Source organism: Streptosporangium sp. NPDC023615 (genome assembly GCF_040640155.1).
GTDB lineage: Bacteria > Actinomycetota > Actinomycetes > Streptosporangiales > Streptosporangiaceae > Streptosporangium.
In genome coordinates this window covers 1-23,007 of record NZ_JBFABE010000095.1, presented here as the reverse complement: position 1 = coordinate 23,007, position 23,007 = coordinate 1, and the positions used below count along the sequence as shown (strand labels likewise).

Genomic DNA, 23,007 nt, shown 5'->3' with positions numbered 1-23,007 from the left:
GGAGCTCGGCATCGACCTGTCCCGGCGCGAGCCGAGCAGCGTCGAAGAGGTCTGATCTAGAAGCTGAGGGGGATTACAAGTGCTCGACGTCAACTTCTTCGACGAGCTTCGGATCGGCCTCGCGACCGCCGACGACATTCGCCAGTGGTCGCACGGTGAGGTCAAGAAGCCCGAGACCATCAACTACCGCACGCTCAAGCCCGAGAAGGACGGACTCTTCTGCGAGAAGATCTTCGGCCCCACCCGGGACTGGGAGTGCTACTGCGGCAAGTACAAGCGCGTCCGCTTCAAGGGCATCATCTGTGAGCGCTGCGGCGTCGAGGTGACCCGTGCCAAGGTGCGCCGCGAGCGGATGGGCCACATCGAGCTGGCCGCTCCGGTCACGCACATCTGGTACTTCAAGGGCGTCCCGTCCCGTCTGGGATACCTGCTCGACCTGGCCCCGAAGGACCTGGAGAAGGTCATCTACTTCGCGGCCTACATGATCACGCATGTCGACAAGGAGATGCGCGAGCGCGACCTGCCGTCGCTGGAGGCGAAGATCTCCGTCGAGCGGCAGCACGTCGAGCAGCGCCGTGACTCCGACATCGAGGCCCGCCAGCGCAAGCTGGAGACCGACCTGGCCGAGCTGGAGGCCGCCGGTGCCAAGGGCGACCAGCGCCGCAAGGTCCGTGAGGGTGCCGAGCGCGAGATGCGGCAGCTTCGCGACCGGGCCCAGCGCGAGCTGGACCGGCTGGACGAGGTCTGGAGCCGTTTCAAGAACCTCAAGGTCCAGGACCTCGAGGGTGACGAGCTGCTCTACCGCGAGATGCGCGACCGTTTCGGCCGCTACTTCCGCGGTGGCATGGGCGCCCAGGCCATCCAGGAGAGGCTGACCAACTTCGACCTCGCCCTGGAGGCCGAGAACCTCCGCGAGACGATCCGCAGCGGCAAGGGCCAGAAGAAGGCCCGCGCGCTCAAGCGCCTCAAGGTCGTCTCGGCGTTCCTGAACACCCGCAACTCGCCCAACGGCATGGTCCTGGACTGCATCCCGGTCATCCCGCCGGACCTGCGCCCCATGGTGCAGCTCGACGGTGGCCGGTTCGCGACCTCGGACCTGAACGACCTGTACCGCCGGGTGATCAACCGGAACAACCGCCTCAAGCGCCTTCTCGACCTCGGAGCCCCCGAGATCATCGTGAACAACGAGAAGCGGATGCTCCAGGAGGCCGTCGACGCGTTGTTCGACAACGGCCGCCGCGGCCGCCCGGTCACAGGGCCCGGCAACCGTCCCCTGAAGTCCCTCAGCGACATGCTGAAGGGCAAGCAGGGCCGGTTCCGCCAGAACCTGCTGGGCAAGCGCGTCGACTACTCGGGCCGTTCGGTCATCGTCGTCGGCCCGCAGCTGAAGCTGCACCAGTGCGGCCTGCCCAAGCAGATGGCGCTGGAGCTGTTCAAGCCGTTCGTGATGAAGCGCCTGGTGGACCTGAACCACGCGCAGAACATCAAGTCGGCCAAGCGGATGGTCGAGCGTGCCCGGCCGGTCGTGTGGGACGTCCTCGAAGAGGTCATCACCGAGCACCCCGTGCTGCTCAACCGCGCGCCCACCCTGCACCGCCTGGGCATCCAGGCCTTCGAGCCGCAGCTGGTCGAGGGCAAGGCCATCCAGATCCACCCGCTCGTGTGCACCGCGTTCAACGCGGACTTCGACGGTGACCAGATGGCCGTGCACCTGCCGCTGTCGGCCGAGGCGCAGGCCGAGGCCCGCATCCTGATGCTGTCCACCAACAACATCCTCAAGCCGGCCGACGGCAAGCCCGTGACCATGCCCACCCAGGACATGATCATCGGCCTGTACTCGCTGACCACGCTCAAGGACGAGGACGAGAACGGCGCGGGCAGGGGCCGGGTCTTCGGCTCGGTGTCGGAGGCGCTCATGGCCTTCGACCGCCGCGAGCTGGACATCCAGTCGCTGATCCAGATCCGGATGAAGGGCGACGTCCCGCCGCCCCGCGAGTGGACCGCCCCCGAGGGCTGGGAGCCGGGCGAGACCTACCGCCTGGAGACCACCCTGGGCCGGTGCCTGTTCAACCAGACACTGCCGGCGAACTACCCGTACGTGAACTCGCAGGTCGGCAAGAAGCAGCTCTCGGTCATCGTCAACGAGCTCGCCGAGAAGTACCCCAAGGTCGAGGTCGCGGCGGCGCTCGACGCCCTCAAGGACGCCGGCTTCTACTGGGCGACCAGGGCCGGTGTGACGATCTCCATCGAGGACGTCATCGCGCCGCCGAACAAGGCCGACATCATGGAGACGTACGAGCGCAGGGCCGACAAGGTCCAGCGGGAGTACGAGCGCGGCCTGATCACGGACGAGGAGCGCCGTCAGGAGCTCATCGAGATCTGGACGCACGCGACCAGTGACGTGACCGACGACATGCAGAAGGCGTTCCCGAAGACCAACCCGGTCTGGATGATGGTCCAGTCGGGCGCCCGAGGGAACCTGATGCAGGTCCGGCAGATCTCCGGCATCCGCGGCCTGGTGTCCAACACCAAGGGTGAGACGATCCCGCGTCCGATCAAGGCCTCGTTCCGCGAGGGCCTGTCGGTGCTGGAGTACTTCATCTCCACCCACGGCCAGCGGAAGGGTCTGGCGGACACCGCGCTGCGGACCGCCGACTCCGGCTACCTGACCCGTCGTCTGGTGGACGTGGCGCAGGACGTCATCGTCCGCGAGATCGACTGCGGCACCGACCGGGCCGTGCCGCTGCACGTCGCCGACCGCGACGCCCAGGGCAACCTGGTCAAGGCGGAGAACGCCGAGAGCAACGTGCACGGCCGCATCCTCGCCGAGGACGTGGAGGTCGACGGCAAGGTCGTCGTGCAGATGGGCGTCGACATCAACGACGCCCACGTCACCGCGCTGGTCGAGGCCGGCATCGAGACCGTCAGGACCCGCAGCGCCCTCGTCTGCGAGGCCAAGATCGGTGTCTGTGCCACCTGCTACGGCCGCTCGCTGGCCACCGGCAAGCTCGTGGACGTCGGCGAGGCGGTCGGCATCATCGCCGCCCAGTCGATCGGCGAGCCCGGCACCCAGCTGACGATGCGGACCTTCCACACCGGTGGTGTGGCGGGCGCCGACATCACCCACGGCCTGCCCCGTGTCCAGGAGCTCTTCGAGGCGCGCGTCCCCAAGGGCGTCGCCCCGATCAGCGAGGCCGAGGGCCGGGTCCGCGTCGACGAGACCGACAAGACGCGGAAGATCGTGGTCGTCCCGGACGACGGTTCCGAGGAGGTCGCGTACCCGGTGTCGATGCGGTCGCGCATGCTCGTCTCCGACGGGCAGCGGGTCGGCGTCGGCCAGCAGCTCATCGCCGGTGCGGTCAACCCCAACGAGGTGCTGCGGATCCTCGGCCCCCGCGCCGTGCAGCTGCACCTCGTGGCGGAGGTCCAGCAGGTCTACCGCTCCCAGGGTGTGTCGATCCACGACAAGCACATCGAGATCATCGTGCGGCAGATGCTCAAGCGCGTGAACGTGCTGGAGTCCGGCGACGCCGACATGCTGCCCGGTGAGCTCGTCGAGCGGCCGCGCTTCGAGCGGATCAACCGCGAGTGCGTGGCCGAGGGCGGCACGCCGGCCTCGGGACGCCCGGTGCTGATGGGCATCACCAAGGCCTCGCTCGCCACCGAGTCCTGGCTGTCGGCGGCGTCCTTCCAGGAGACCACCCGGGTGCTCACCGACGCGGCGATCCACGCCAAGTCGGACTCGCTGCTCGGTCTCAAGGAGAACGTCATCATCGGAAAGCTCATCCCGGCGGGTACGGGCATGCCCCAGTACCGCAATATCCGGGTCGAGCCCACCGAGGAGGCCAAGGCCGCGATGTACACGGTCGGCGGCTACGACGGCTCCGCGGCCGACTACACCTTCGGCTCGGGCTCCGGCGAGGCCGTGCCGCTGGAGGAGTACGACTTCGGTCAGTACAACCGCTGAGGTACGGCCACTGGAGCGGGCACGCCCGCTCCAGTGGCCGAGACGGCGCCCGGTCCCCGCGAAGGGGGCCGGGCGCCGTTCCTTTTGCCCGGACGTCACGGCCGGGGCCGTACCGCAATGCGGAGAACGGCCGGAGAAGTGTCCGGGGCCGGGTAAACTCGACATGGACCCGGACGCGATCGGTCGGAAACCGGTCGCGGGAGTCAGGGCACGAATGCGAGCGCGTGTGACGGCGCCCGGTGAGTGCGGCCGTTTTGACGTGTCGCACTGGGCTGGGTAGTCTTTCCCTTCGTGCCCATGTCTTCGTGGGTCCTCATGCGTGCGCGTCGACGGTTTCCCATCTGAGGAGTCGGCAGAGGCGCCGCGTGGCCTCCTCCACCGGACCGGCCTTGACCGGGAGTGGCGCGACACCCCGCGACACGCCCGAACGCGTGGGTCGGAGGAGCTGGAAGAACCGCAGGTCATGACACCGGCAGTACCTGCAAATGCACCACATTCGAATAACCGGCTAGCACGAACGGAGACGCGGTGCCCACGATTCAGCAGCTGGTCCGCAAGGGCCGCCAGGACAAGGTCACCAAGACCAAGACCCCGGCGCTCAAGGCCAGCCCTCAGCGACGCGGCACCTGCATGCGCGTTTACACCACGACCCCGAAGAAGCCGAACTCCGCCCTCCGCAAGGTGGCGCGTGTCCGGCTGACCAACGGCATCGAGGTCACGGCCTACATCCCCGGTGTCGGTCACAACCTCCAGGAGCACTCCATCGTGCTCGTCCGTGGTGGTCGTGTGAAGGACCTCCCGGGTGTTCGCTACAAGATCATCCGTGGTTCGCTCGACACCCAGGGTGTCCGCAACCGCAAGCAGGCCCGTAGCCGTTACGGCGCGAAGAAGGAGAAGTAGGAATGCCTCGCAAGGGTTCTCCTGGCCGTCGTCAGCTCATGGCCGACCCGGTTCACAACTCGCCCCTGGTCACCGCTCTCATCAACAAGGTGCTCCTGGACGGCAAGCGCTCCATCGCCCAGTCCATCGTGTACGGCGCCCTCGAGGGTGCCAAGGAGAAGACCGGCAACGACCCGGTCGTCACCCTCAAGCGCGCGCTGGACAACGTCAAGCCCACCCTTGAGGTCCGCAGCCGCCGTGTCGGTGGCGCGACCTACCAGGTCCCGGTCGAGGTGCGCGCGGCGCGCAGCACCACCCTGGCCCTGCGCTGGCTGGTGCAGTACTCCCGCGCCCGCCGCGAGAAGACCATGACCGAGCGCCTCATGAACGAACTGCTCGACGCCAGCAACGGCCTCGGCGCAAGCGTCAAGAAGCGCGAGGACACCCACAAGATGGCCGAGTCCAACAAGGCCTTCGCCCACTACCGCTGGTAACAGCGGGTTCGACGAGACGACGAGGACGCGAGAGAAGTGGCCACCACGACCGCTCTTGACCTGGCCAAGGTCCGAAACATCGGGATCATGGCCCACATCGACGCGGGCAAGACCACGACGACCGAGCGCATCCTGTTCTACACCGGTATCAACTACAAGATCGGTGAGGTCCACGAGGGCGCAGCCACGATGGACTGGATGGAGCAGGAGCAGGAGCGTGGTATCACCATCACCTCCGCTGCCACCACCTGCGAATGGCTCGGCCACACGATCAACATCATCGACACGCCGGGCCACGTGGACTTCACGATCGAGGTGGAGCGCTCGCTCCGCGTCCTCGACGGTGCCGTCGCCGTGTTCGACGGCGTCGCCGGTGTCGAGCCGCAGTCCGAGACGGTCTGGCGTCAGGCCGACCGCTACGAAGTACCCAGGATCTGCTTCGTCAACAAGATGGACCGGGTCGGCGCGGAGTTCCACCGCTGCGTCGACATGATGGTCAGCCGTCTGAACGCGACCCCCGCCGTCATCCAGCTTCCCTGGGGCGTCGAGGCCGACTTCAAGGGCGTCATCGACCTGGTCAAGATGAAGGGCCTGCTCTGGAGCGCCGAGGCGGCCAAGGGCGAGATGTACGAGACCGTGGAGATCCCGGCGGAGCACGCCGAGGCCGCCCGCGAGTGGCGTGACAAGCTCGTCGAGACGGTCTCCGAGAACGACGACGAGCTGATGGAGCTCTTCCTGGAGGGTGTCGAGCCCACCGAGGAGCAGCTGGTCGCGGCCATCCGCCGCGCCACGCTGAAGAGCGTCATCAACCCGGTCCTGACCGGCACCGCGTTCAAGAACAAGGGCGTCCAGCCCCTGCTCGACGCGATCGTCGCCTACCTTCCCGCCCCGATCGACATCGCGGCCTTCAAGGGCCACGCGGTCGGCAAGGAAGAGGAGATCATCGAGCGTCACGCCGACGTGAACGAGCCCTTCTCCGCGCTCGCCTTCAAGATCATGAGCGACCAGCACCTGGGCCGTCTCACCTACATCCGCATCTACTCGGGCACGCTCGAGACCGGCACCGCCGTGGTCAACTCGGTGAAGGGCCGCAAGGAGCGGATCGGCAAGATCTACCAGATGCACGCCAACAAGCGCGAGGAGCGCCCGTCGGCGGTCGCCGGTCAGATCGTCGCCGTGATGGGCCTGAAGGACACCACCACCGGTGACACCCTGTCGGACCCGGCTCACCCCGTGGTCCTGGAGTCGATGAACTTCCCGGCGCCGGTCATCAGCGTCGCCATCGAGCCCAAGACCAAGGGCGACCAGGAGAAGCTGGGCACCGCGATCCAGCGGCTGGCCGAGGAGGACCCGTCCTTCCAGGTCCGCCGTGACGACGAGACCGGGCAGACGGTCATCTGGGGTATGGGCGAGCTCCACCTGGAGATCCTCGTCGACCGGATGCGCCGCGAGTTCAAGGTCGAGGCCAACATCGGCCGGCCTCAGGTGGCCTACCGGGAGACCATCCGCCGCAAGGTGGAGAAGGTCGACTACGTCCACAAGAAGCAGACCGGTGGTTCGGGCCAGTTCGCCAAGGTCATCATCGACATCGAGCCGCTGGGCGAGGGCAACGACGGCTACGAGTTCTCCAACAAGGTCTCCGGTGGTCGTATCCCGAGGGAGTACATCCCCTCGGTCGACGCCGGTGCCCAGGAGGCGGCCGAGTTCGGTGTCCTGGCCGGCTATCCCATGGTCGGGGTCAAGGTCACCCTGCAGGACGGTGCCTACCACGAGGTGGACTCGTCCGAAATGGCCTTCAAGATCGCTGGCTCGATGGCCTTCAAGGAGGCCGCGCGCAGGGCGGACGCCGTAATCCTGGAGCCCATGATGGCCGTCGAGGTCACCACGCCCGAGGACTACATGGGTGACGTCATCGGCGACCTCAACGGTCGCCGCGGGCAGATCCAGGCGATGGACGAGCGCTCCGGTGCTCGCATCATCAAGGCGCTCGTGCCGCTCTCCGAGATGTTCGGCTACGTGGGAGACCTCCGTAGCAAGACGCAGGGACGCGCGAGCTACAGCATGCAGTTCGACTCCTACGCGGAAGTGCCCGCGCACATCGCCAAGGAGATCGTCGCCAAGGTGCGGGGCGAATAGCTCGGCATCCGTTCCGGGTGCAGGGAGGCGAGGAGATCGCCACCCCGCCACCGGAGGGTGCGGGGCGAATAGCTCGGCATCCGTTCCGGGTGCGGGGAGGCGAGGAGATCGCCGCCCCGCCACCGGAGGGGTGCGGGGCGATCCGGTCCGGCATCCGTATTTGAAGACGCAAGTCACGTCAGAATCTCTAAGGAGAGAGCAGTGGCCAAGGCCAAGTTCGAGCGGACCAAGCCGCACGTAAACATCGGCACCATTGGGCACATCGACCACGGCAAGACCACTCTGACCGCGGCGATCACCAAGGTGCTCCACGAGCGTTTCCCGAACCTCAACGAGGCGACCCCGTTCGACAAGATCGACAAGGCGCCCGAGGAGAAGGCTCGTGGTATCACGATCTCCATCGCGCACGTCGAGTACCAGACCGAGAAGCGCCACTACGCCCACGTGGACTGCCCCGGTCACGCCGACTACGTGAAGAACATGATCACCGGTGCGGCTCAGATGGACGGCGCGATCCTCGTGGTCGCCGCCACCGACGGTCCGATGCCGCAGACGAAGGAGCACGTCCTCCTGGCCCGCCAGGTCGGCGTCCCCTACATCGTCGTGGCCCTCAACAAGTCCGACATGGTGGACGACGAGGAGATCCTGGAGCTCGTCGAGCTCGAGGTCCGCGAGCTCCTCTCGGCCCAGGAGTTCCCCGGCGACGACCTGCCGGTCGTCCGCGTCTCGGCGCTGAAGGCGCTCGAGGGCGACACCAAGTGGGGCGACTCGATCATCGAGCTCATGACCGCCGTGGACGAGAACGTCCCCGAGCCCACCCGTGAGACCGAGAAGCCGTTCCTGATGCCGATCGAGGACGTCTTCTCGATCACCGGCCGCGGCACCGTCGTGACCGGCCGTATCGAGCGCGGTGTCGTCAAGGTCAACGAGACCGTCGACATCATCGGCATCAAGGAGACCAAGACCACCACCACGGTCACCGGTGTCGAGATGTTCCGCAAGCTGCTCGACGAGGGCCAGGCGGGCGACAACGTCGGTCTGCTCCTCCGTGGCATCAAGCGCGAGGACGTCGAGCGCGGCCAGTGCATCATCAAGCCGGGCACGACCACCCCGCACACCGAGTTCGAGGCCCAGGTCTACATCCTGAGCAAGGACGAGGGCGGCCGCCACACCCCGTTCTTCAACAACTACCGCCCGCAGTTCTACTTCCGCACCACCGACGTGACCGGCGTGGTGAACCTCCCCGAGGGCACCGAGATGGTCATGCCGGGCGACAACACCGAGATGAACGTCCAGCTCATCCAGCCCATCGCGATGGAGGACGGTCTCAAGTTCGCCATCCGTGAGGGTGGCCGCACCGTCGGTGCGGGTCGAGTGACCAAGATCCTCAAGTAGTACGATCGCGGAGTGGCGGCCGGCCTCCACAACGGGACCGGCCGCCGCGCCACGAGGGGCCCGCGCCGCAGGGCGCGGACCCTGCAGGACCCACGAACCGTGATCTCGCAGTGGCTTCGGCCGGAAAATCTGCCGAAGTGACTGCCAGATCACGGAAGAAAGCGCGGACTCACAGCGTCTGCTACGTGGGAGACGTACGGAGAACGCCCCCTCCGACGGGGGACACGGGATTCCGTACGAGGTGGAGGGGACGCCGTGAGGCGGACCCGCCCCGCAAGCACAGCGGCAACAGGCCGCACGTAACTTTTTCAGACGACAGCGAAGGACACCGAGGCCATTATGGCGGGACAGAAGATCCGCATTCGGCTCAAGGCCTATGACCACGAGGTCATCGACGTTTCGGCCAAGAAGATCGTCGAGACGGTGACACGGACTGGCGCCAAGGTCGCGGGCCCGGTGCCGCTGCCGACCGAGAAGAACGTGTACTGCGTCATCCGCTCGCCGCACAAGTACAAGGACAGCCGCGAGCACTTTGAGATGCGCACGCACAAGCGGCTCATTGACATCATCGACCCGACGCCCAAGACCGTCGACTCGCTCATGCGGCTCGACCTTCCGGCCGGCGTCGACATCTCGATCAAGCTCTGAGGGAACGCACTGACATGGCTAAGCAGATCAAGGGCGTCCTGGGCAAGAAGCTCGGCATGACCCAGGTCTTCGACGCGGACAACCGGATGGTCCCGGTGACCGTCGTCGAGGCCGGTCCGTGCGTCGTGACCCGCGTCCGTACCCCCGAGAAGGACGGCTACTCCGCCGTTCAGCTGGGCTTCGGGCAGGTCGACCCACGGAAGGTCAACAAGCCGCTCGGCGACTACCTGCGCAAGCACGACATCACCCCGCGCCGTTACTTCGCGGAGATCCGTACCGATGACGCCGGTGACTACACCCTGGGCCAGGAGCTCTCCGCCGACACCTTCGAGGCCGGCCAGTTCGTCGACGTGACGGGCAAGAGCAAGGGCAAGGGCTTCGCCGGCGTCATGAAGCGCCACGGCTTCAAGGGCCTGGGCGCCTCCCACGGTACGCAGCGCAAGCACCGCTCGCCGGGTTCCATCGGTGGCTGCGCCACCCCGGGCCGCGTCTTCAAGGGCGTGCGCATGGCCGGCCGGATGGGCAACGTCCGCACGACCGTCCAGAGCCTCAAGGTTCACGCCATCGACGCCGAGAGGGGCCTCATCCTGATCAAGGGTGCGATCCCCGGCGCCAACGGCAGCCTGGTCCTGGTCCGCACCGCCGCCAAGAAGGGGGCTGCCAAGTGAGCACCATTGACGTCCTCGACGTGAGCGGGGGCAAGGCCGGGACCGTCGACCTGCCGGAGGACATCTTCGGCACGAAGGTCAACATCCCGCTGATCCACCAGGTCGTCGTGGCCCAGCTCGCCGCTCGCCGGCAGGGCACCCACAAGGCCAAGACCCGTGGTGAGGTCCGGGGCGGCGGCAAGAAGCCGTACCGCCAGAAGGGCACCGGCCGCGCCCGTCAGGGCTCGACCCGCGCCCCGCAGTTCGCCGGCGGTGGCGTCGTCCACGGCCCGGTTCCGCGGGACTACTCGCAGAAGACTCCCAAGAAGATGAAGGCCGCCGCCCTGCGCGGCGCCCTGTCCGACCGGGCGAACGGTGGCCGCGTTCACGTGGTCAGCGGTTTCGTCTCGGGGGAGACCCCGGCGACCAAGGCGGCTCTCGAGTCGCTTCGCAGGATCACCAAGGCCCGTAGCGTCCTCGTCGTGGTCGACGAGGGTGACGAGCTCACCTGGCTGAGCCTGCGCAACGCCCCCGAGGTCCACCTGCTGGACGCCGGGCAGCTCAACACCTACGACGTGCTCTGCTACGACGACGTCGTCTTCACCCAGGCGGCCTACGACCAGGTCGTGGCCCGCCTGAGCAAGAGCGGGAAGGAAGACGCCTGATGGAGAAGATCGCCGACCCGCGCGACATCATCATCAAGCCGGTGGTCTCCGAGAAGAGCTACGGCCTGATCGACGAGCACAACAAGTACACGTTCCTGGTGCGGAAGACGGCCAACAAGACGCAGGTCAAGATCGCCGTAGAGAAGATCTTCGGTGTCAAGGTGGCCAGCGTCAACACCATCAACCGCCAGGGCAAGCGCAAGCGGACCAGGTTCGGCTACGGCCAGCGCCCCGCGACCAAGCGGGCGATCGTCAGCCTGGTCGAGGGAGACCGGATCGACATCTTCGGTCAGATCGGCTGACGCGCTCGCTCAGTACGTACAGGGAGAAAGCCCCTCACCAGCCGGTGAGGGGCATTCGACCGGATTAACCGACGAAGGATGAACGAAAAAGATGGGCATCCGTAAACTCAAGCCGACGACCCCGGGTCGCCGCGGCGCCAGCGTCTCGGACTTTGCCGAGATCACGCGCAGCACGCCCGAGAAGTCGCTGCTTGCACCCCTGCACAGCAAGGGTGGCCGTAACGTCCACGGCCGTGTCACCACCCGTCACCAGGGCGGTGGCCACAAGCGCGCCTACCGGATCATCGATTTCCGGCGTCACGACAAGGACGGGATCCCGGCCAAGGTCGCTCACATCGAGTACGACCCGAACCGCACGTCCCGTATCGCGCTGCTGCACTACGCCGACGGGGAGAAGCGCTACATCCTCTGCCCGACCGGCCTGCGGCAGGGCGACAACATCGAGAACGGCCCCACGGCCGACATCAAGCCGGGCAACTGCCTGCCGCTGCGCAACATCCCGACCGGTACCTTCATCCACGCGGTGGAGCTCCGTCCGGGCGGCGGCGCCAAGCTGGGCCGGTCCGCCGGCGCGCAGATCCAGCTCCTGGCCAAGGAGGGTCAGTACGCCACGCTGCGTATGCCCTCCGGTGAGATGCGCCAGGTCGACGTCCGCTGCCGGGCCTCCATCGGCCAGGTCGGCAACGCCGAGCAGGCGAACATCAACTGGGGTAAGGCCGGACGCATGCGGTGGAAGGGCAAGCGCCCCACCGTCCGCGGTGTCGCGATGAACCCGGTCGACCACCCGCACGGTGGTGGTGAGGGTAAGACCTCCGGCGGTCGTCACCCCGTCAACCCCAAGGGCAAGCCCGAGGGTCGTACTCGTGCGGCGAACAAGGCCAGCGACCGGCTGATCATCCGCCGTCGTACCAAGCGGAAGAAGCGGTAGGAGCAGCCAAAATGCCACGTAGCCTCAAGAAGGGTCCCTTCGTGGACGACCACCTTCAGAAGAAGGTGGATGTCCAGAACGAGAAGGGCACCAAAAACGTCATCAAGACGTGGTCGCGGCGCTCCATGATCGTGCCCGACATGCTCGGCCACACGATCGCCGTTCACGACGGCCGCAAGCACGTCCCGGTGTTCGTCACCGAGTCGATGATCGGCCACAAGCTCGGTGAGTTCGCCCCGACGCGAACCTTCCGCAGCCACGTCAAGGAAGACCGCCGCAGCCGGCGATAAAGCGCCTCACAGGGAGGGCTCGTCCCGCCCGCAGACGACCGGACGGCGAGAGCCGTACCGGTCACCACCGGGCAAGACGGACCCGACCGACACGAAGCAGAAGGTAAGAGGAGTAAGCGATGGAAGCCAGGGCTCAGGCGCGGTTCGCGCGCCACACGCCCATGAAGGCCCGCCGCGTGGTGGACCTCATTCGCGGGCTGCCCGCTTCGGAGGCGCAGGCCGTGCTGCAGTTCGCTCCCCAGTCGGCGAGCGAGACCGTGTACAAGGTGCTGTCCAGCGCCATTGCCAACGCGGAGCACAACTTCAAGCTCGACCGGGAGACGCTCTTCGTGAGCCGTGCCTGGGTCGACGAGGGCCCGACGCTGAAGCGGTTTCGTCCCCGCGCCCAGGGTCGCGCCTATCGGATCAACAAGCGGACCAGCCACATCACCGTGATCGTGGAGTCCCGCGAGCCGAAGGGGAGGACCCGCTAGTGGGTCAGAAGGTCAACCCGCACGGGTTCCGCCTCGGCATCACGACCGACTTCAAGAGCCGGTGGTATGCCGACAAGCTCTACAAGTCGTACGTGGCCGAGGACGTGGCGATCCGCCGAATGCTCAAGAAGGGCATGGAGCGGGCCGGCATCTCCAAGGTGGAGATCGAGCGGACCACCGACCGGGTACAGGTCGACATTCACACCGCCCGTCCGGGCATCGTCATCGGCCGCCGCGGCGCCGAGGCGGACCGGATCCGCGGTGACCTCGAGAAGCTGACCAAGAAGCAGGTCCAGCTGAACATCCTCGAGGTCAAGAACCCTGAGATCGACGCTCAGCTCGTCGCCCAGGGTGTTGCCGAGCAGCTCTCCAGCCGTGTCTCGTTCCGCCGCGCCATGCGCAAGGCGATGCAGTCGGCGATGAAGAGCGGCGCCAAGGGCATCCGGGTGCAGTGCTCGGGCCGTCTCGGCGGCGCCGAGATGTCCCGTTCGGAGTTCTACCGCGAGGGCCGCGTGCCCCTGCACACGCTCCGCGCGGACATCGACTACGGCCTGTACGAGGCCCGCACCACCTTCGGCCGCATCGGCGTGAAGGTGTGGATCTACAAGGGTGAGGCTCCGACCAGCCGCGCCGAGCGCGAGGCGGCCGCGGCCGGTGCCCGTGCCGGCCAGCGCCGTGACCGCGACGACCGTCGTGGCCCCGGTGCCGGTGGCGGCGGCGGCGACCGTCCCCGTCGTGGCGGCGCCGGTGGCGCCCGTCGTGGCGGTGGCGCCGGTGCCGGTCGTGGTGACCGCGCCGCGGCCCCGTCCGCACCCAGGAACGAGGCGGCCTCGCAGGCCGCCCCCGAGACCGGCCCGGCTGCGCAGCCGGGTGCTGAAGGGAGCTGACCATGCTGATCCCGCGCAGGGTCAAGCACCGCAAGCAGCACCGGCCCGACCGTCACGGCGCCGCCAAGGGCGGCACCAGGGTCGTGTTCGGCGAGTTCGGCATTCAGGCGCTTGAGCACTCCTACGTGACCAACCGCCAGATCGAGTCGGCTCGTATCGCGATGACCCGTCACATCAAGCGTGGCGGAAAGGTCTGGATCAACATCTACCCGGACCGTCCCCTCACCAAGAAGCCGGCCGAGACCCGCATGGGTTCCGGTAAGGGTTCGCCGGAGTGGTGGATCGCCAACGTCAAGCCCGGCCGCATCATGTTCGAGCTGTCGGGTGTCGCCGAGCCGGTGGCTCGCGAGGCCCTGCGGCGTGCGATGCACAAGCTGCCGATGAAGTGCCGGTTCGTCAAGCGTGAAATGGGTGAGGCGTGATGGCTAAGGGCCTGACCGCCGGTGAGCTGCGGGTGGAGGACCAGGACACCCTGGTCACGAAGCTGAAGGAAGCCAAGGAGGAGCTGTTCAACCTCCGCTTCCAGGCCGCGACCGGCCAGTTGGAGAGCCACGGGCGGCTGCGCGCCGTTCGCCGCGAGATCGCCCGTATCTACACGGTGATGCGCGAGCGGGAGCTCGGAATCGTCACGGTAGAGAAGGAGTCGATCGATGGCTGAGGCCGTAGAGAGCACGGACAGCACGACCAAGGCGCGGAACTACCGCAAGACCCGCGAGGGTCTGGTCGTCAGTGACAAGATGGACAAGACCGTCGTGGTCGCCGTCGAGGACCGCGTCAAGCACCCCCTGTACGGCAAGGTCATCCGCAGGACGACCAAGTACAAGGCGCACGACGAGGCCAACGACTGCGGCGTCGGCGACCGCGTTCTCCTGATGGAGACCCGGCCGCTGTCGGCCAGCAAGCGCTGGCGCGTCATCGAGATCCTCGAGAAGGCCAAGTAGGCCACACGCCTCGTGGGGGGTGACGGGTGTCACCCCCCACGACGGCGTCCAAGGGGGCGGAGCGATCTCCGCCCCGCCTCGGCCGCGGTCCGTCAGGGCTGTGGTCGCAGGACCAAGACCCAGCAGGTTCCGCAAGGCTCACCCGAGGGTGAGAACCGGCGAGACAAACAGGAGTTCAAGTGATCCAGCAGGAGTCGCGGCTCAAGGTCGCCGACAACACCGGTGCGAAGGAAGTCCTTTGCATCCGTGTGCTCGGTGGTTCGGGCCGGCGCTACGCGGGAATCGGCGACATCATCGTCGCCACGGTCAAGGACGCCATCCCGGGCGGCACCGTGAAGAAGGGCGATGTGGTCAAGGCCGTCATCGTCCGCACTGTCAAGGAGCGCCGCCGGCCCGACGGCTCCTACATCCGCTTCGACGAGAACGCCGCCGTCATCATCAAGGACAGCGGCGACCCGCGAGGCACTCGCATCTTCGGTCCCGTCGGACGTGAGCTGCGTGACAAGAAGTTCATGCGGATCATCTCGCTCGCGCCGGAGGTGTTGTAATGCCGAAGCTGCACGTCAAAAAGGGCGACCTGGTGCTGGTCATCGCCGGCAAGGACAAGGGCGCCAAGGGCCGCGTGATCGCCGCCCACCCGCGTGACGAGCGCGTGGTGGTCGAGGGCGTCAACATGGTCAAGAAGCACTCCAAGGAGACCAACCAGGGTCCGCGCGGTGCCAAGAGCGGCGGCGTGCAGACCATGGAGGCCCCCATCCACGTGAGCAACGTCAAGAAGCTCAAGGATGACGAGGCCAAGCCCAAGGACGAGGCGAAGCCCGCCAAGTCCTCCAAGGCGTCCAAGGAGACCAAGGACGTCAAGGACGCCAAGGACGAGGCCGAGCCCGCCAAGGACGACAAGCCCGCCGAGACCGAGCCGGCCCAGGCCGCCTCCGGCCAGACGGGTGAGGACAAGTGATGACCGCGAACACCACCGAGAACGAGCAGCGGGCCCTTCCGCGCCTCAAGCAGCGCTACCGCGAAGAGATCATCGCGAAGCTGAACGAGGAGTTCGGGTTCGAGAACATCATGCTGGTGCCCACGATCACCAAGATCAAGGTGAACATGGGCGTCGGCGAGGCCGCGCGCGACTCGAAGCTGATCGAAGGCGCCGTCCGCGACCTCACCGTGATCACCGGTCAGAAGCCGGCGGTCGTCCGCGCCCGCAAGTCCATCGCCCAGTTCAAGCTGCGCGAGGGCATGCCGATCGGCGCGCACGTCACGCTCCGCGGCGACCGGATGTGGGAGTTCCTCGACCGGCTGCTCTCGCTGGCGCTGCCCCGTATCCGTGACTTCCGGGGCCTGTCGCCCAAGCAGTTCGACGGCAACGGCAACTACACCTTCGGTCTCACCGAGCAGGTCATGTTCCACGAGATCGACCAGGACAAGGTCGACCGTCAGCGGGGCATGGACATCACGGTCGTGACCACCGCTAAGACCGACGACCAGGGCCGGGCGCTGCTGAAGCAGCTCGGATTCCCGTTCAAGGAGGCCTGATCATGGCGAAGACGTCGCTCAAGGTCAAGGCTGCTCGCAAGGCCAAGTTCGAGGTCCGGGCCTACACCCGCTGCTCGCGCTGTGGCCGTCCCCGCGCCGTCTACAGGAAGTTCGGCCTGTGCCGCATCTGCTTCCGCGAGATGGCGCACCGGGGCGAGCTGCCCGGCATCACCAAGTCGAGCTGGTAGCGCTCCGCGCGGTCCCGTGACCCCACGGGTCCGCGCGGTCTCCGGCCCCACATAGAATCTCGATACTCACCGGGCGCTGATCGAAGCGCCCATGACCGCACCGTAGGTCCCCTGTGGAAACCGCGGTGAGGAAGGCCACCGGCCATGACGATGACCGACCCGATCGCAGACATGCTGACGCGTCTGCGAAACGCGAACTCGGCGTACCACGACAGCGTGGCGATGCCGTACTCGAAGATCAAGGCGCACATCGCCGAGATCCTCCAGCAGGAGGGATACATCCAGGCCTGGAGCGTCGAAGACGCCAAGGTCGGAAAGAACCTCGTGGTGGAGCTCAAGTTCGGGCCGAGCCGTGAGCGGTCGCTCGCGGGCCTGCGCCGGGTTTCCAAGCCCGGTCTGCGGGTCTATGCAAAGAAGGACAACCTGCCCCGAGTCCTGGGTGGACTGGGCGTCGCGATCATCTCGACGTCCGGCGGTCTCATGACGGACAAGCAGGCCGGCAAGCGTGGAGTGGGCGGGGAAGTCCTCGCCTTCGTTTGGTAGAGGGGAGAACGAACAGCATGTCAAGAATCGGACGGCTGCCCATCCCCGTACCGAACGGAGTGGACGTCGCCATCGACGGCCGGGACGTCACGGTCAAGGGTCCTAAGGGCACGCTTTCACACACGGTCGCGGAACCCATCGCGATCGCCAAGGGCGACGACGGGAACCTCTCCGTCACCCGCCCCAACGACGAGAACAAGGTCCGTGCGCTGCACGGCCTGTCCCGCACCCTGGTCGCCAACATGGTGACCGGTGTGACCCAGGGGTACTCCAAGACCCTGGAGATCGTCGGCGTCGGTTACCGCGTCCAGGCCAAGAGCCCGACTCAGCTCGAGTTCGCTCTCGGTTTCAGTCACCCGGTGATCGTCGACGCCCCCGAGGGCGTCACCTTCCGCGTCGAGCGGCCGACCCTGTTCCACGTGGACGGCATCGACAAGCAGAAGGTCGGCGAGATCGCCGCGAACATCCGCAAGTTGCGCAAGCCCGACCCGTACAAGGGCAAGGGTGTGCGTTACCAGGGTGAAGTTATCCGCCGCAAGGTCGGAAAGGCTGGTAAGTAGGCATGGCTGGCAAGACTGCGTTCGGCAAGCACACGGCCGCCCGCGCCGTCTCGCGGGCCCGCCGCCACGGCCGAGTCCGCAAGAAGGTGGTCGGCACGGCCACGCGTCCGCGCCTGGTCGTCAACCGCTCCACGAGGCACCTCTTCGTGCAGATCGTCGACGACGCCCAGGGCCACACGCTGGTGAGCGCGTCCACCATGGACTCCTCGCTGCGTTCGGCGGACGGCGCCAAGACCGACAAGGCCAAGCAGGTCGGCGAGCTTCTCGCTCAGCGGGCCAAGGCGGCCGGGATCACCGCGGTCGTGTTCGACCGGGGTGGCAACCGCTACGCGGGCCGTATCGCGGCGCTCGCGGAGAGCGCCCGCGAAGGCGGACTGGAGTTCTGATGACTCCTTTCCGAGGACCGCAACCGATGGCCCGTCTTACGAATGAGAAGAGGAACCACTAATGGCTGGAGCTCCGCGTCGCGGTGGCGCCGCCGGTGGCGAGCGGCGTGACGGTCGTCGTGACGACCGCCGCGGTGGCAACGCTGACAAGGGCGTCTCGTACATCGAGCGCGTTGTGAAGATCAACCGAGTGGCCAAGGTCGTGAAGGGTGGTCGTCGCTTCAGCTTCACCGCCCTCGTCATCGTCGGTGACGGCAACGGCATGGTCGGCGTCGGTTACGGCAAGGCCAAGGAGGTGCCCGCGGCGATCGCCAAGGGTGTCGAGGAGGCCAAGAAGAACTTCTTCAGGGTCCCCCGTATCCAGGGCACCATCCCGCACATCGTGCAGGGCGAAGAGGCCGCGGGCGTCGTCTTCCTGCGTCCGGCCTCGCCCGGTACCGGCGTCATCGCCGGTGGCCCGGTGCGCGCCGTGCTGGAGTGCGCGGGCATCCACGACGTGCTGTCCAAGTCGCTCGGCTCGGACAACCCGATCAACATCGTGCACGCCACCGTGGCGGCTCTGAAGGGCCTCAGCCGGCCCGAGGAGATCGCCGCCCGTCGTGGCCTGCCGATCGAGGACGTCGCTCCCAAGGCGATGCTCAAGGCTCGCGCCGAGGGCCTCGCGGAGGCCGCGGCCGCGAAGGCGGTGAGCTAACCGATGGCACGCCTGAAGATCACCCAGGTCCGCTCGAAGATCGGCGGCAAGCAGAACCAGCGTGACTCGCTGCGCTCGCTCGGTCTGAAGCGAATCGGTGACGTCGTCGTCAAGGAGGACCGCCCGGAGATCCGTGGCATGGTCACCGTGGTGACGCACCTCGTCACCGTGGAAGAGGTCGACTAGACATGGCAGAGAACACTCCGCTCCGCATCCACCACCTGCGTCCGGCCCCCGGCGCCAACAAGTCGAAGGTCCGCAAGGGCCGCGGCGAGGCGTCCAAGGGCAAGACCTCGGGTCGTGGCACCAAGGGCACGAGGGCCAGGAACAAGGTTCCCCTGGGCTTCGAAGGTGGTCAGGTCCCGCTGCAGCGGCGCCTGCCCAAGATGAAGGGCTTCTCCAACGCCCTGTTCAAGACGACCTACCAGGTCGTCAACCTCGACAGGCTCGGCGAGCTGTTCCCCGACGGTGGCGACGTCACCGTGGAGACGCTCGTCGCCAAGGGCGCGGTGCGCAAGAACCAGCTCGTCAAGGTTCTGGGAACCGGCGAGCTGTCCGTGGCGTTGAACGTGGAGGCGCACGCGTTCTCCTCGTCCGCGAAGGACAAGATCGCTGCTGCCGGGGGCTCCGTCTCCGAGCTGTAGGTGTCATCATCACGTGGCGCGGGGGCTCAGCAATGGGCTCCCGCGCCCGTAGTGCGTTAGAGTTCGCTGGACAGTGGGCCTCGACTCATTTCCACGGGCTCATTGACTGGATATGGCAAAGATGGAACACCCCCGCACCATCGCTGACCGACCTCGCCTTTCAGGCGCGCAGGAGGGACCGTGCTGACCGCATTCACCCGAGCGTTCCGTACGCCGGACCTGCGTAAGAAGTTGCTCTTCACCTTGGGCATCATCGCGCTGTTCCGACTTGGATCGGTTCTGCCTACCCCGGGTGTGCATACCGAGAACATCAGTCGTTGTCTCACCCAGGCGCAAGCGGGGGACGCGGGCAACATCTACGGAATGGTGCAGCTGTTCAGCGGTGGCGCGCTTCTGAAACTTTCAGTGTTCGCCCTCGGCATCATGCCCTACATCACCGCGAGTATCATCCTGCAGCTGCTCGTCGTGGTGATCCCGCGGCTTGAGGCCCTCAAGAAGGAGGGGCAGGCCGGGCAGACGAAGATCACGCAGTACACCCGTTACCTCACGGTCGGGCTGGCCGTTCTCCAGTCGACCGCCTTCGTGGCGCTGGCGCGCAGCGGACAGCTGTTCCCGCAGTGCCGCGAGGAGATCCTGCTCGACAAGGACAACGTCTTCGCCATCGTCACGATGGTGCTGACCATGACCGCCGGCACCGCCGTCGTCATGTGGCTGGGCGAGCTGATCACCGACCGCGGCATCGGCAACGGCATGTCGATCCTGATCTTCACGCAGGTCATCGCGGTCTTCCCGTCCGAGCTGCTGAACATCGCCCGCCAGAAGGGCGGCTTCGTCTTCGCCGTGGTCATCGTCGTCGGTATCGCGATGATCGCCCTGGTCGTGATGGTGGAGCAGGCCCAGCGCCGCATCCCGGTGCAGTACGCCAAGCGCATGGTCGGCCGCCGGATGTACGGGGGGACCTCCACCTACATCCCGCTCAAGGTCAACCAGGCCGGCATCATCCCGGTCATCTTCGCCTCCTCGCTGCTGTACCTGCCGCAGTTGATCACCACGCTCTTCACGAACACGCAGAGCGAGCCGCACCCGATCATCCAGTGGATCTCCCAGGAGTTCGGCGGCGGCGGCACCACCCCGACGTACATGATCACGTTCTTCCTGCTGATCGTCTTCTTCACGTACTTCTACGTGTCGATTACCTTCAACCCCGTTGAGGTCGCCGACAACATGAAGAAGTACGGTGGGTTCATCCCGGGCATCCGCCCGGGGCGCCCGACGGCTGAGTACTTGAACTTCGTGCTCACGCGACTCACCGCTCCCGGCGCGCTGTATCTGGGCCTGATCTCCATGGTGCCGATCGTCGCGCTGGCGCTCGTCGGCGCGAGTCAGAACTTCCCGTTCGGAGGGACGAGCATTCTGATCATGGTTGGTGTCGGCCTCGACACCGTGAAGCAGATCGAGAGCCAGCTGCAGCAGCGTAACTATGAAGGTTTCCTGAAGTAGTGCGCCTCGTCCTGGTCGGGCCCCCCGGAGCGGGTAAGGGGACACAGGCCCAGTTCGTCGCATCGAACCTGTCGATCCCGAAGATTTCGACAGGTGACATCTTCCGCGCCAACGTCTCGGGCGGCACGGAGCTCGGCAAGCTTGCCAAGGAATACATGGACCGCGGTGACCTCGTGCCCGACGAGGTCACGATCGCGATGGTCCGCGACCGTCTCGCCGAGAAGGACGCGCAGGACGGTTTCCTGCTCGACGGCTTCCCCAGGAACGTGCCCCAGGCCGAGATCCTGAAGAAGATCCTCGCCGAGTTCGGAGCGGCCCTGGACCTCGTCCTGGAGCTCGTGGTCGACGACGAGGAGGTCGTGCGCAGGCTCGCCGGACGCCGTACGTGCAGTCAGTGCGGCCGTATCTGGCACGTCGACTTCGACGACAAGAAGGACGACGTCTGCGACGCCTGCGACGGACGGCTCTACCAGCGCGACGACGACAAGGAGGAGACCGTCAGGCACCGCCTCGAGGTCTACCAGGAGCAGACCGCTCCCCTGGTCTCCTTCTACGCCGGCGAGGGCATCCTGGTCGGCGTGGACGCCACCGGTCCGGTGGAGGAGGTCACCCGGCGTGCGATGGAGGCTCTGAGCCCCTACGCAGGCTGACGGCACCGTCGGACGCGGTATATGCGCCCCGCACGCCACCCATGGGTTGCCATGGGTGGCGTGCTGTCATTTAGGGCAGAATCGGGGGAATTGGGGTCCCGATCCGCCCGTTGAATCACCCCAGGGGGTGTGCAGGTTGTTCAAGAAGAACAAGCACGGAATTCAGATGAAGACGCCCGAGCAGCTCGACAAGATGCGGGCGGCCGGTCTGGTGGTCGGCAGGACCCTGAACCTGCTGCGCGGATGCGTCCAGCCGGGTATGACGCCCCTGGACCTCGACGCGATCGCCGAGAAGGCCATCCGGGGAGAGGGGGCGATCCCCTCGTTCAAGGGCTACCAGGGTTTCCCCGCCACGATCTGCGCCTCGGTCAACCACGAGGTCGTGCACGGCATCCCGAGCGACCGCCGCAAGCTGCGGGAGGGCGACATCATCTCGATCGACTGCGGCGCCATCCTGGACGGCTGGCACGGCGACTCGGCCGTGACGGTCCCGGTCGGCGAGGTGGCCCCCGAGCTGACCGAGCTGATGCGGGTCACCGAGGAGGCCATGTGGCGGGGCATCGCCGCGCTCACCGTGGGCCGCCACCTCTCCGACATCGGCCACGAGGTGGAGAGGTACGTCCGCTCCCAGGGGCGCTACGGCATCCCGCAGGAGTACGGGGGGCACGGCATCGGCACCGAGATGCACATGGACCCCTGGGTGGCCAATCACGGAAAACCGGGAAGAGGGCCGAAGTTCGAGCCCGGCATGTGCTTCGCCGTCGAACCCATGGTCAACCTGGGGACGGATCGGACCAAGGTGCTGGCCGACGACTGGACCGTGGTGACGGTCGACGGGAAGATGTCCGCGCACTTCGAACACAGCGTCGCCGTGACACATAATGGTCCGTGGGTACTGACCGCGCTCGACGGGGGAGAGGCGCGGCTTGCCGACCTGTTGGGAGACGCGGGCTAGTTCGGGCCCGGTGCTGAGTGGATGTGGTTGACATGCCGTCTGGCCCTGAGATGCGCGCCTCCGACGGGGACCGTGACAAGGTCGCCTCGGTCCTGCGGGAGCACTACGCCCAGGGGCGCCTGACCACCGAGGAGTTCGACGAGCGCCTGGAGCAGCTCTACACCAGCAAGACCTACGGGGAGTTGGCCACCCTCACCTCCGACCTTCCCGAGGTGGACCTGCGCAGCCTCCCCGAGACCCCCTCCAAGGCCCCGCAGCGTGCCACCCCCGCCAAGAGCCCGTCGGGGGCGGACAAGGGCCTGGGGGCCGCCTGGGCCGCCTGGGGGATGGCCAGCGGCATCAACTGGATGATCTGGCTCATCATCGGTTTCACCTCCGGGTTCGACTTCCCCTACCCCTGGCCGCTGTGGGTGATGGGTCCCTGGGGCGTGGTGCTGTTGGTCTCGACGATCGTCTACGGCGTCAAGCAGTCACAAAAGCCGGAAAAGCCGTAATAGTGCATTCTGCGGCTTGAATGTGCATTCCTCCGCAGAAGAAGGCATTGAATCTTCCTAACGTGAGCGGTGTCCGAACGGCAGGACCCCGCCTCACAGGAGGAAGACATCATGAGCATGATCCGTACCGCCCTCGCCGGTGCCGCGCTGGCCGGTTCGCTGGCCGCCGGAGTGGCCTCCGCCCCCGCGGCGACCGCCTCGGCCG

Annotated in this window: 29 protein-coding genes and 1 pseudogene; all 30 read left to right on the top strand. The window is 66.7% G+C overall.

Annotated features, from left to right (window positions below):
- The first annotated feature begins 79 nt into the window (after positions 1 to 79).
- Positions 80 to 3,967, top strand: a complete 3,888-nt coding sequence (locus AB0G16_RS36100; protein WP_362815153.1) for a DNA-directed RNA polymerase subunit beta' — start codon at positions 80 to 82, stop codon at positions 3,965 to 3,967.
- Between the two features lie 528 nt (positions 3,968 to 4,495).
- Positions 4,496 to 4,867: a 30S ribosomal protein S12 gene (gene rpsL, locus AB0G16_RS36095; RefSeq protein ID WP_012887826.1), complete on the top strand. Its 372-nt coding sequence runs from the start codon at positions 4,496 to 4,498 to the stop codon at positions 4,865 to 4,867.
- A 2-nt stretch (positions 4,868 to 4,869) separates the two neighbouring features.
- Positions 4,870 to 5,340: a 30S ribosomal protein S7 gene (gene rpsG, locus AB0G16_RS36090; RefSeq protein ID WP_012887827.1), complete on the top strand. Its 471-nt coding sequence runs from the start codon at positions 4,870 to 4,872 to the stop codon at positions 5,338 to 5,340.
- A gap of 36 nt (positions 5,341 to 5,376) precedes the next feature.
- Positions 5,377 to 7,476 (top strand): elongation factor G, encoded by a 2,100-nt coding sequence (gene fusA / locus AB0G16_RS36085; protein WP_362815151.1) that lies wholly within the window; start codon positions 5,377 to 5,379, stop codon positions 7,474 to 7,476.
- 201 nt (positions 7,477 to 7,677) lie between these two features.
- On the top strand, positions 7,678 to 8,871 hold the full coding sequence (tuf, locus tag AB0G16_RS36080) for an elongation factor Tu (protein WP_362815149.1): 1,194 nt from the start codon (positions 7,678 to 7,680) through the stop codon (positions 8,869 to 8,871).
- Between the two features lie 339 nt (positions 8,872 to 9,210).
- On the top strand, positions 9,211 to 9,519 hold the full coding sequence (rpsJ, locus tag AB0G16_RS36075; protein ID WP_030912931.1) for a 30S ribosomal protein S10: 309 nt from the start codon (positions 9,211 to 9,213) through the stop codon (positions 9,517 to 9,519).
- A 14-nt stretch (positions 9,520 to 9,533) separates the two neighbouring features.
- Complete coding sequence (rplC, locus tag AB0G16_RS36070; protein ID WP_362815147.1) at positions 9,534 to 10,187, top strand: 50S ribosomal protein L3; 654 nt, start codon at positions 9,534 to 9,536, stop codon at positions 10,185 to 10,187.
- Positions 10,184 to 10,831 carry a 50S ribosomal protein L4 gene (gene rplD, locus AB0G16_RS36065; protein ID WP_362815145.1) on the top strand — a complete coding sequence of 216 codons (648 nt, stop codon included), beginning with the start codon at positions 10,184 to 10,186 and terminating at the stop codon, positions 10,829 to 10,831. The genes rplC and rplD overlap by 4 nt, the downstream gene beginning before the upstream one ends.
- Positions 10,831 to 11,133: a 50S ribosomal protein L23 gene (gene rplW, locus AB0G16_RS36060; protein WP_030912923.1), complete on the top strand. Its 303-nt coding sequence runs from the start codon at positions 10,831 to 10,833 to the stop codon at positions 11,131 to 11,133. Before rplD ends, rplW begins: the two co-directional genes overlap by 1 nt.
- A gap of 91 nt (positions 11,134 to 11,224) precedes the next feature.
- Positions 11,225 to 12,061 (top strand): 50S ribosomal protein L2, encoded by an 837-nt coding sequence (gene rplB / locus AB0G16_RS36055; RefSeq protein WP_362815143.1) that lies wholly within the window; start codon positions 11,225 to 11,227, stop codon positions 12,059 to 12,061.
- A gap of 11 nt (positions 12,062 to 12,072) precedes the next feature.
- Positions 12,073 to 12,351, top strand: coding sequence for a 30S ribosomal protein S19 (gene rpsS / locus AB0G16_RS36050; RefSeq protein WP_012887835.1), 279 nt, complete (start codon positions 12,073 to 12,075; stop codon positions 12,349 to 12,351).
- A 119-nt stretch (positions 12,352 to 12,470) separates the two neighbouring features.
- Complete coding sequence (gene rplV / locus AB0G16_RS36045) at positions 12,471 to 12,824, top strand: 50S ribosomal protein L22 (protein WP_344890035.1); 354 nt, start codon at positions 12,471 to 12,473, stop codon at positions 12,822 to 12,824.
- The gene (gene rpsC / locus AB0G16_RS36040; RefSeq protein ID WP_362815140.1) at positions 12,824 to 13,711 is read left to right on the top strand and encodes a 30S ribosomal protein S3; all 888 of its coding nucleotides are present in this window, start codon (positions 12,824 to 12,826) and stop codon (positions 13,709 to 13,711) included. The genes rplV and rpsC overlap by 1 nt, the downstream gene beginning before the upstream one ends.
- Before the next feature lie 2 nt (positions 13,712 to 13,713).
- Positions 13,714 to 14,133, top strand: coding sequence for a 50S ribosomal protein L16 (rplP, locus tag AB0G16_RS36035; protein WP_362815138.1), 420 nt, complete (start codon positions 13,714 to 13,716; stop codon positions 14,131 to 14,133).
- Complete coding sequence (rpmC, locus tag AB0G16_RS36030) at positions 14,133 to 14,369, top strand: 50S ribosomal protein L29 (protein WP_030912909.1); 237 nt, start codon at positions 14,133 to 14,135, stop codon at positions 14,367 to 14,369. The genes rplP and rpmC overlap by 1 nt, the downstream gene beginning before the upstream one ends.
- On the top strand, positions 14,362 to 14,652 hold the full coding sequence (gene rpsQ / locus AB0G16_RS36025) for a 30S ribosomal protein S17 (protein WP_362815136.1): 291 nt from the start codon (positions 14,362 to 14,364) through the stop codon (positions 14,650 to 14,652). Before rpmC ends, rpsQ begins: the two co-directional genes overlap by 8 nt.
- Before the next feature lie 179 nt (positions 14,653 to 14,831).
- Entirely contained in the window at positions 14,832 to 15,200 is a 369-nt protein-coding gene (rplN, locus tag AB0G16_RS36020; protein WP_012887841.1) for a 50S ribosomal protein L14, read from the top strand.
- A gap of 8 nt (positions 15,201 to 15,208) precedes the next feature.
- Positions 15,209 to 15,445 (top strand): annotated as a pseudogene (gene rplX / locus AB0G16_RS36015) (50S ribosomal protein L24); the annotation flags it as partial.
- 164 nt (positions 15,446 to 15,609) lie between these two features.
- Entirely contained in the window at positions 15,610 to 16,188 is a 579-nt protein-coding gene (rplE, locus tag AB0G16_RS36010) for a 50S ribosomal protein L5 (protein WP_362815134.1), read from the top strand.
- A 2-nt stretch (positions 16,189 to 16,190) separates the two neighbouring features.
- The gene (locus AB0G16_RS36005) at positions 16,191 to 16,376 is read left to right on the top strand and encodes a type Z 30S ribosomal protein S14 (RefSeq protein WP_012887844.1); all 186 of its coding nucleotides are present in this window, start codon (positions 16,191 to 16,193) and stop codon (positions 16,374 to 16,376) included.
- 144 nt (positions 16,377 to 16,520) lie between these two features.
- Positions 16,521 to 16,919 (top strand): 30S ribosomal protein S8, encoded by a 399-nt coding sequence (rpsH, locus tag AB0G16_RS36000; protein WP_362815132.1) that lies wholly within the window; start codon positions 16,521 to 16,523, stop codon positions 16,917 to 16,919.
- A 17-nt stretch (positions 16,920 to 16,936) separates the two neighbouring features.
- Positions 16,937 to 17,479: a 50S ribosomal protein L6 gene (gene rplF / locus AB0G16_RS35995; RefSeq protein WP_329089952.1), complete on the top strand. Its 543-nt coding sequence runs from the start codon at positions 16,937 to 16,939 to the stop codon at positions 17,477 to 17,479.
- Positions 17,480 to 17,481: 2 nt separating this feature from the next.
- Positions 17,482 to 17,865 (top strand): 50S ribosomal protein L18, encoded by a 384-nt coding sequence (gene rplR, locus AB0G16_RS35990; protein ID WP_344890014.1) that lies wholly within the window; start codon positions 17,482 to 17,484, stop codon positions 17,863 to 17,865.
- Between the two features lie 61 nt (positions 17,866 to 17,926).
- A complete protein-coding gene (gene rpsE / locus AB0G16_RS35985; protein ID WP_344890012.1) occupies positions 17,927 to 18,559 on the top strand; it encodes a 30S ribosomal protein S5 in 633 nt (210 codons plus the stop codon).
- Between the two features lie 3 nt (positions 18,560 to 18,562).
- Positions 18,563 to 18,745 (top strand): 50S ribosomal protein L30, encoded by a 183-nt coding sequence (gene rpmD, locus AB0G16_RS35980; RefSeq protein ID WP_012887849.1) that lies wholly within the window; start codon positions 18,563 to 18,565, stop codon positions 18,743 to 18,745.
- A gap of 2 nt (positions 18,746 to 18,747) precedes the next feature.
- On the top strand, positions 18,748 to 19,203 hold the full coding sequence (gene rplO / locus AB0G16_RS35975; protein WP_362815128.1) for a 50S ribosomal protein L15: 456 nt from the start codon (positions 18,748 to 18,750) through the stop codon (positions 19,201 to 19,203).
- Positions 19,204 to 19,383: 180 nt separating this feature from the next.
- Positions 19,384 to 20,703, top strand: a complete 1,320-nt coding sequence (secY, locus tag AB0G16_RS35970) for a preprotein translocase subunit SecY (protein ID WP_362815126.1) — start codon at positions 19,384 to 19,386, stop codon at positions 20,701 to 20,703.
- Complete coding sequence (locus AB0G16_RS35965; protein ID WP_362815124.1) at positions 20,703 to 21,353, top strand: adenylate kinase; 651 nt, start codon at positions 20,703 to 20,705, stop codon at positions 21,351 to 21,353. The genes secY and AB0G16_RS35965 overlap by 1 nt, the downstream gene beginning before the upstream one ends.
- Positions 21,354 to 21,489: 136 nt before the next feature.
- Positions 21,490 to 22,308: a type I methionyl aminopeptidase gene (map, locus tag AB0G16_RS35960; RefSeq protein ID WP_362815122.1), complete on the top strand. Its 819-nt coding sequence runs from the start codon at positions 21,490 to 21,492 to the stop codon at positions 22,306 to 22,308.
- 32 nt (positions 22,309 to 22,340) lie between these two features.
- Positions 22,341 to 22,802, top strand: coding sequence for a DUF1707 domain-containing protein (locus AB0G16_RS35955; RefSeq protein WP_362815120.1), 462 nt, complete (start codon positions 22,341 to 22,343; stop codon positions 22,800 to 22,802).
- Positions 22,803 to 23,007 lie beyond the last annotated feature (205 nt).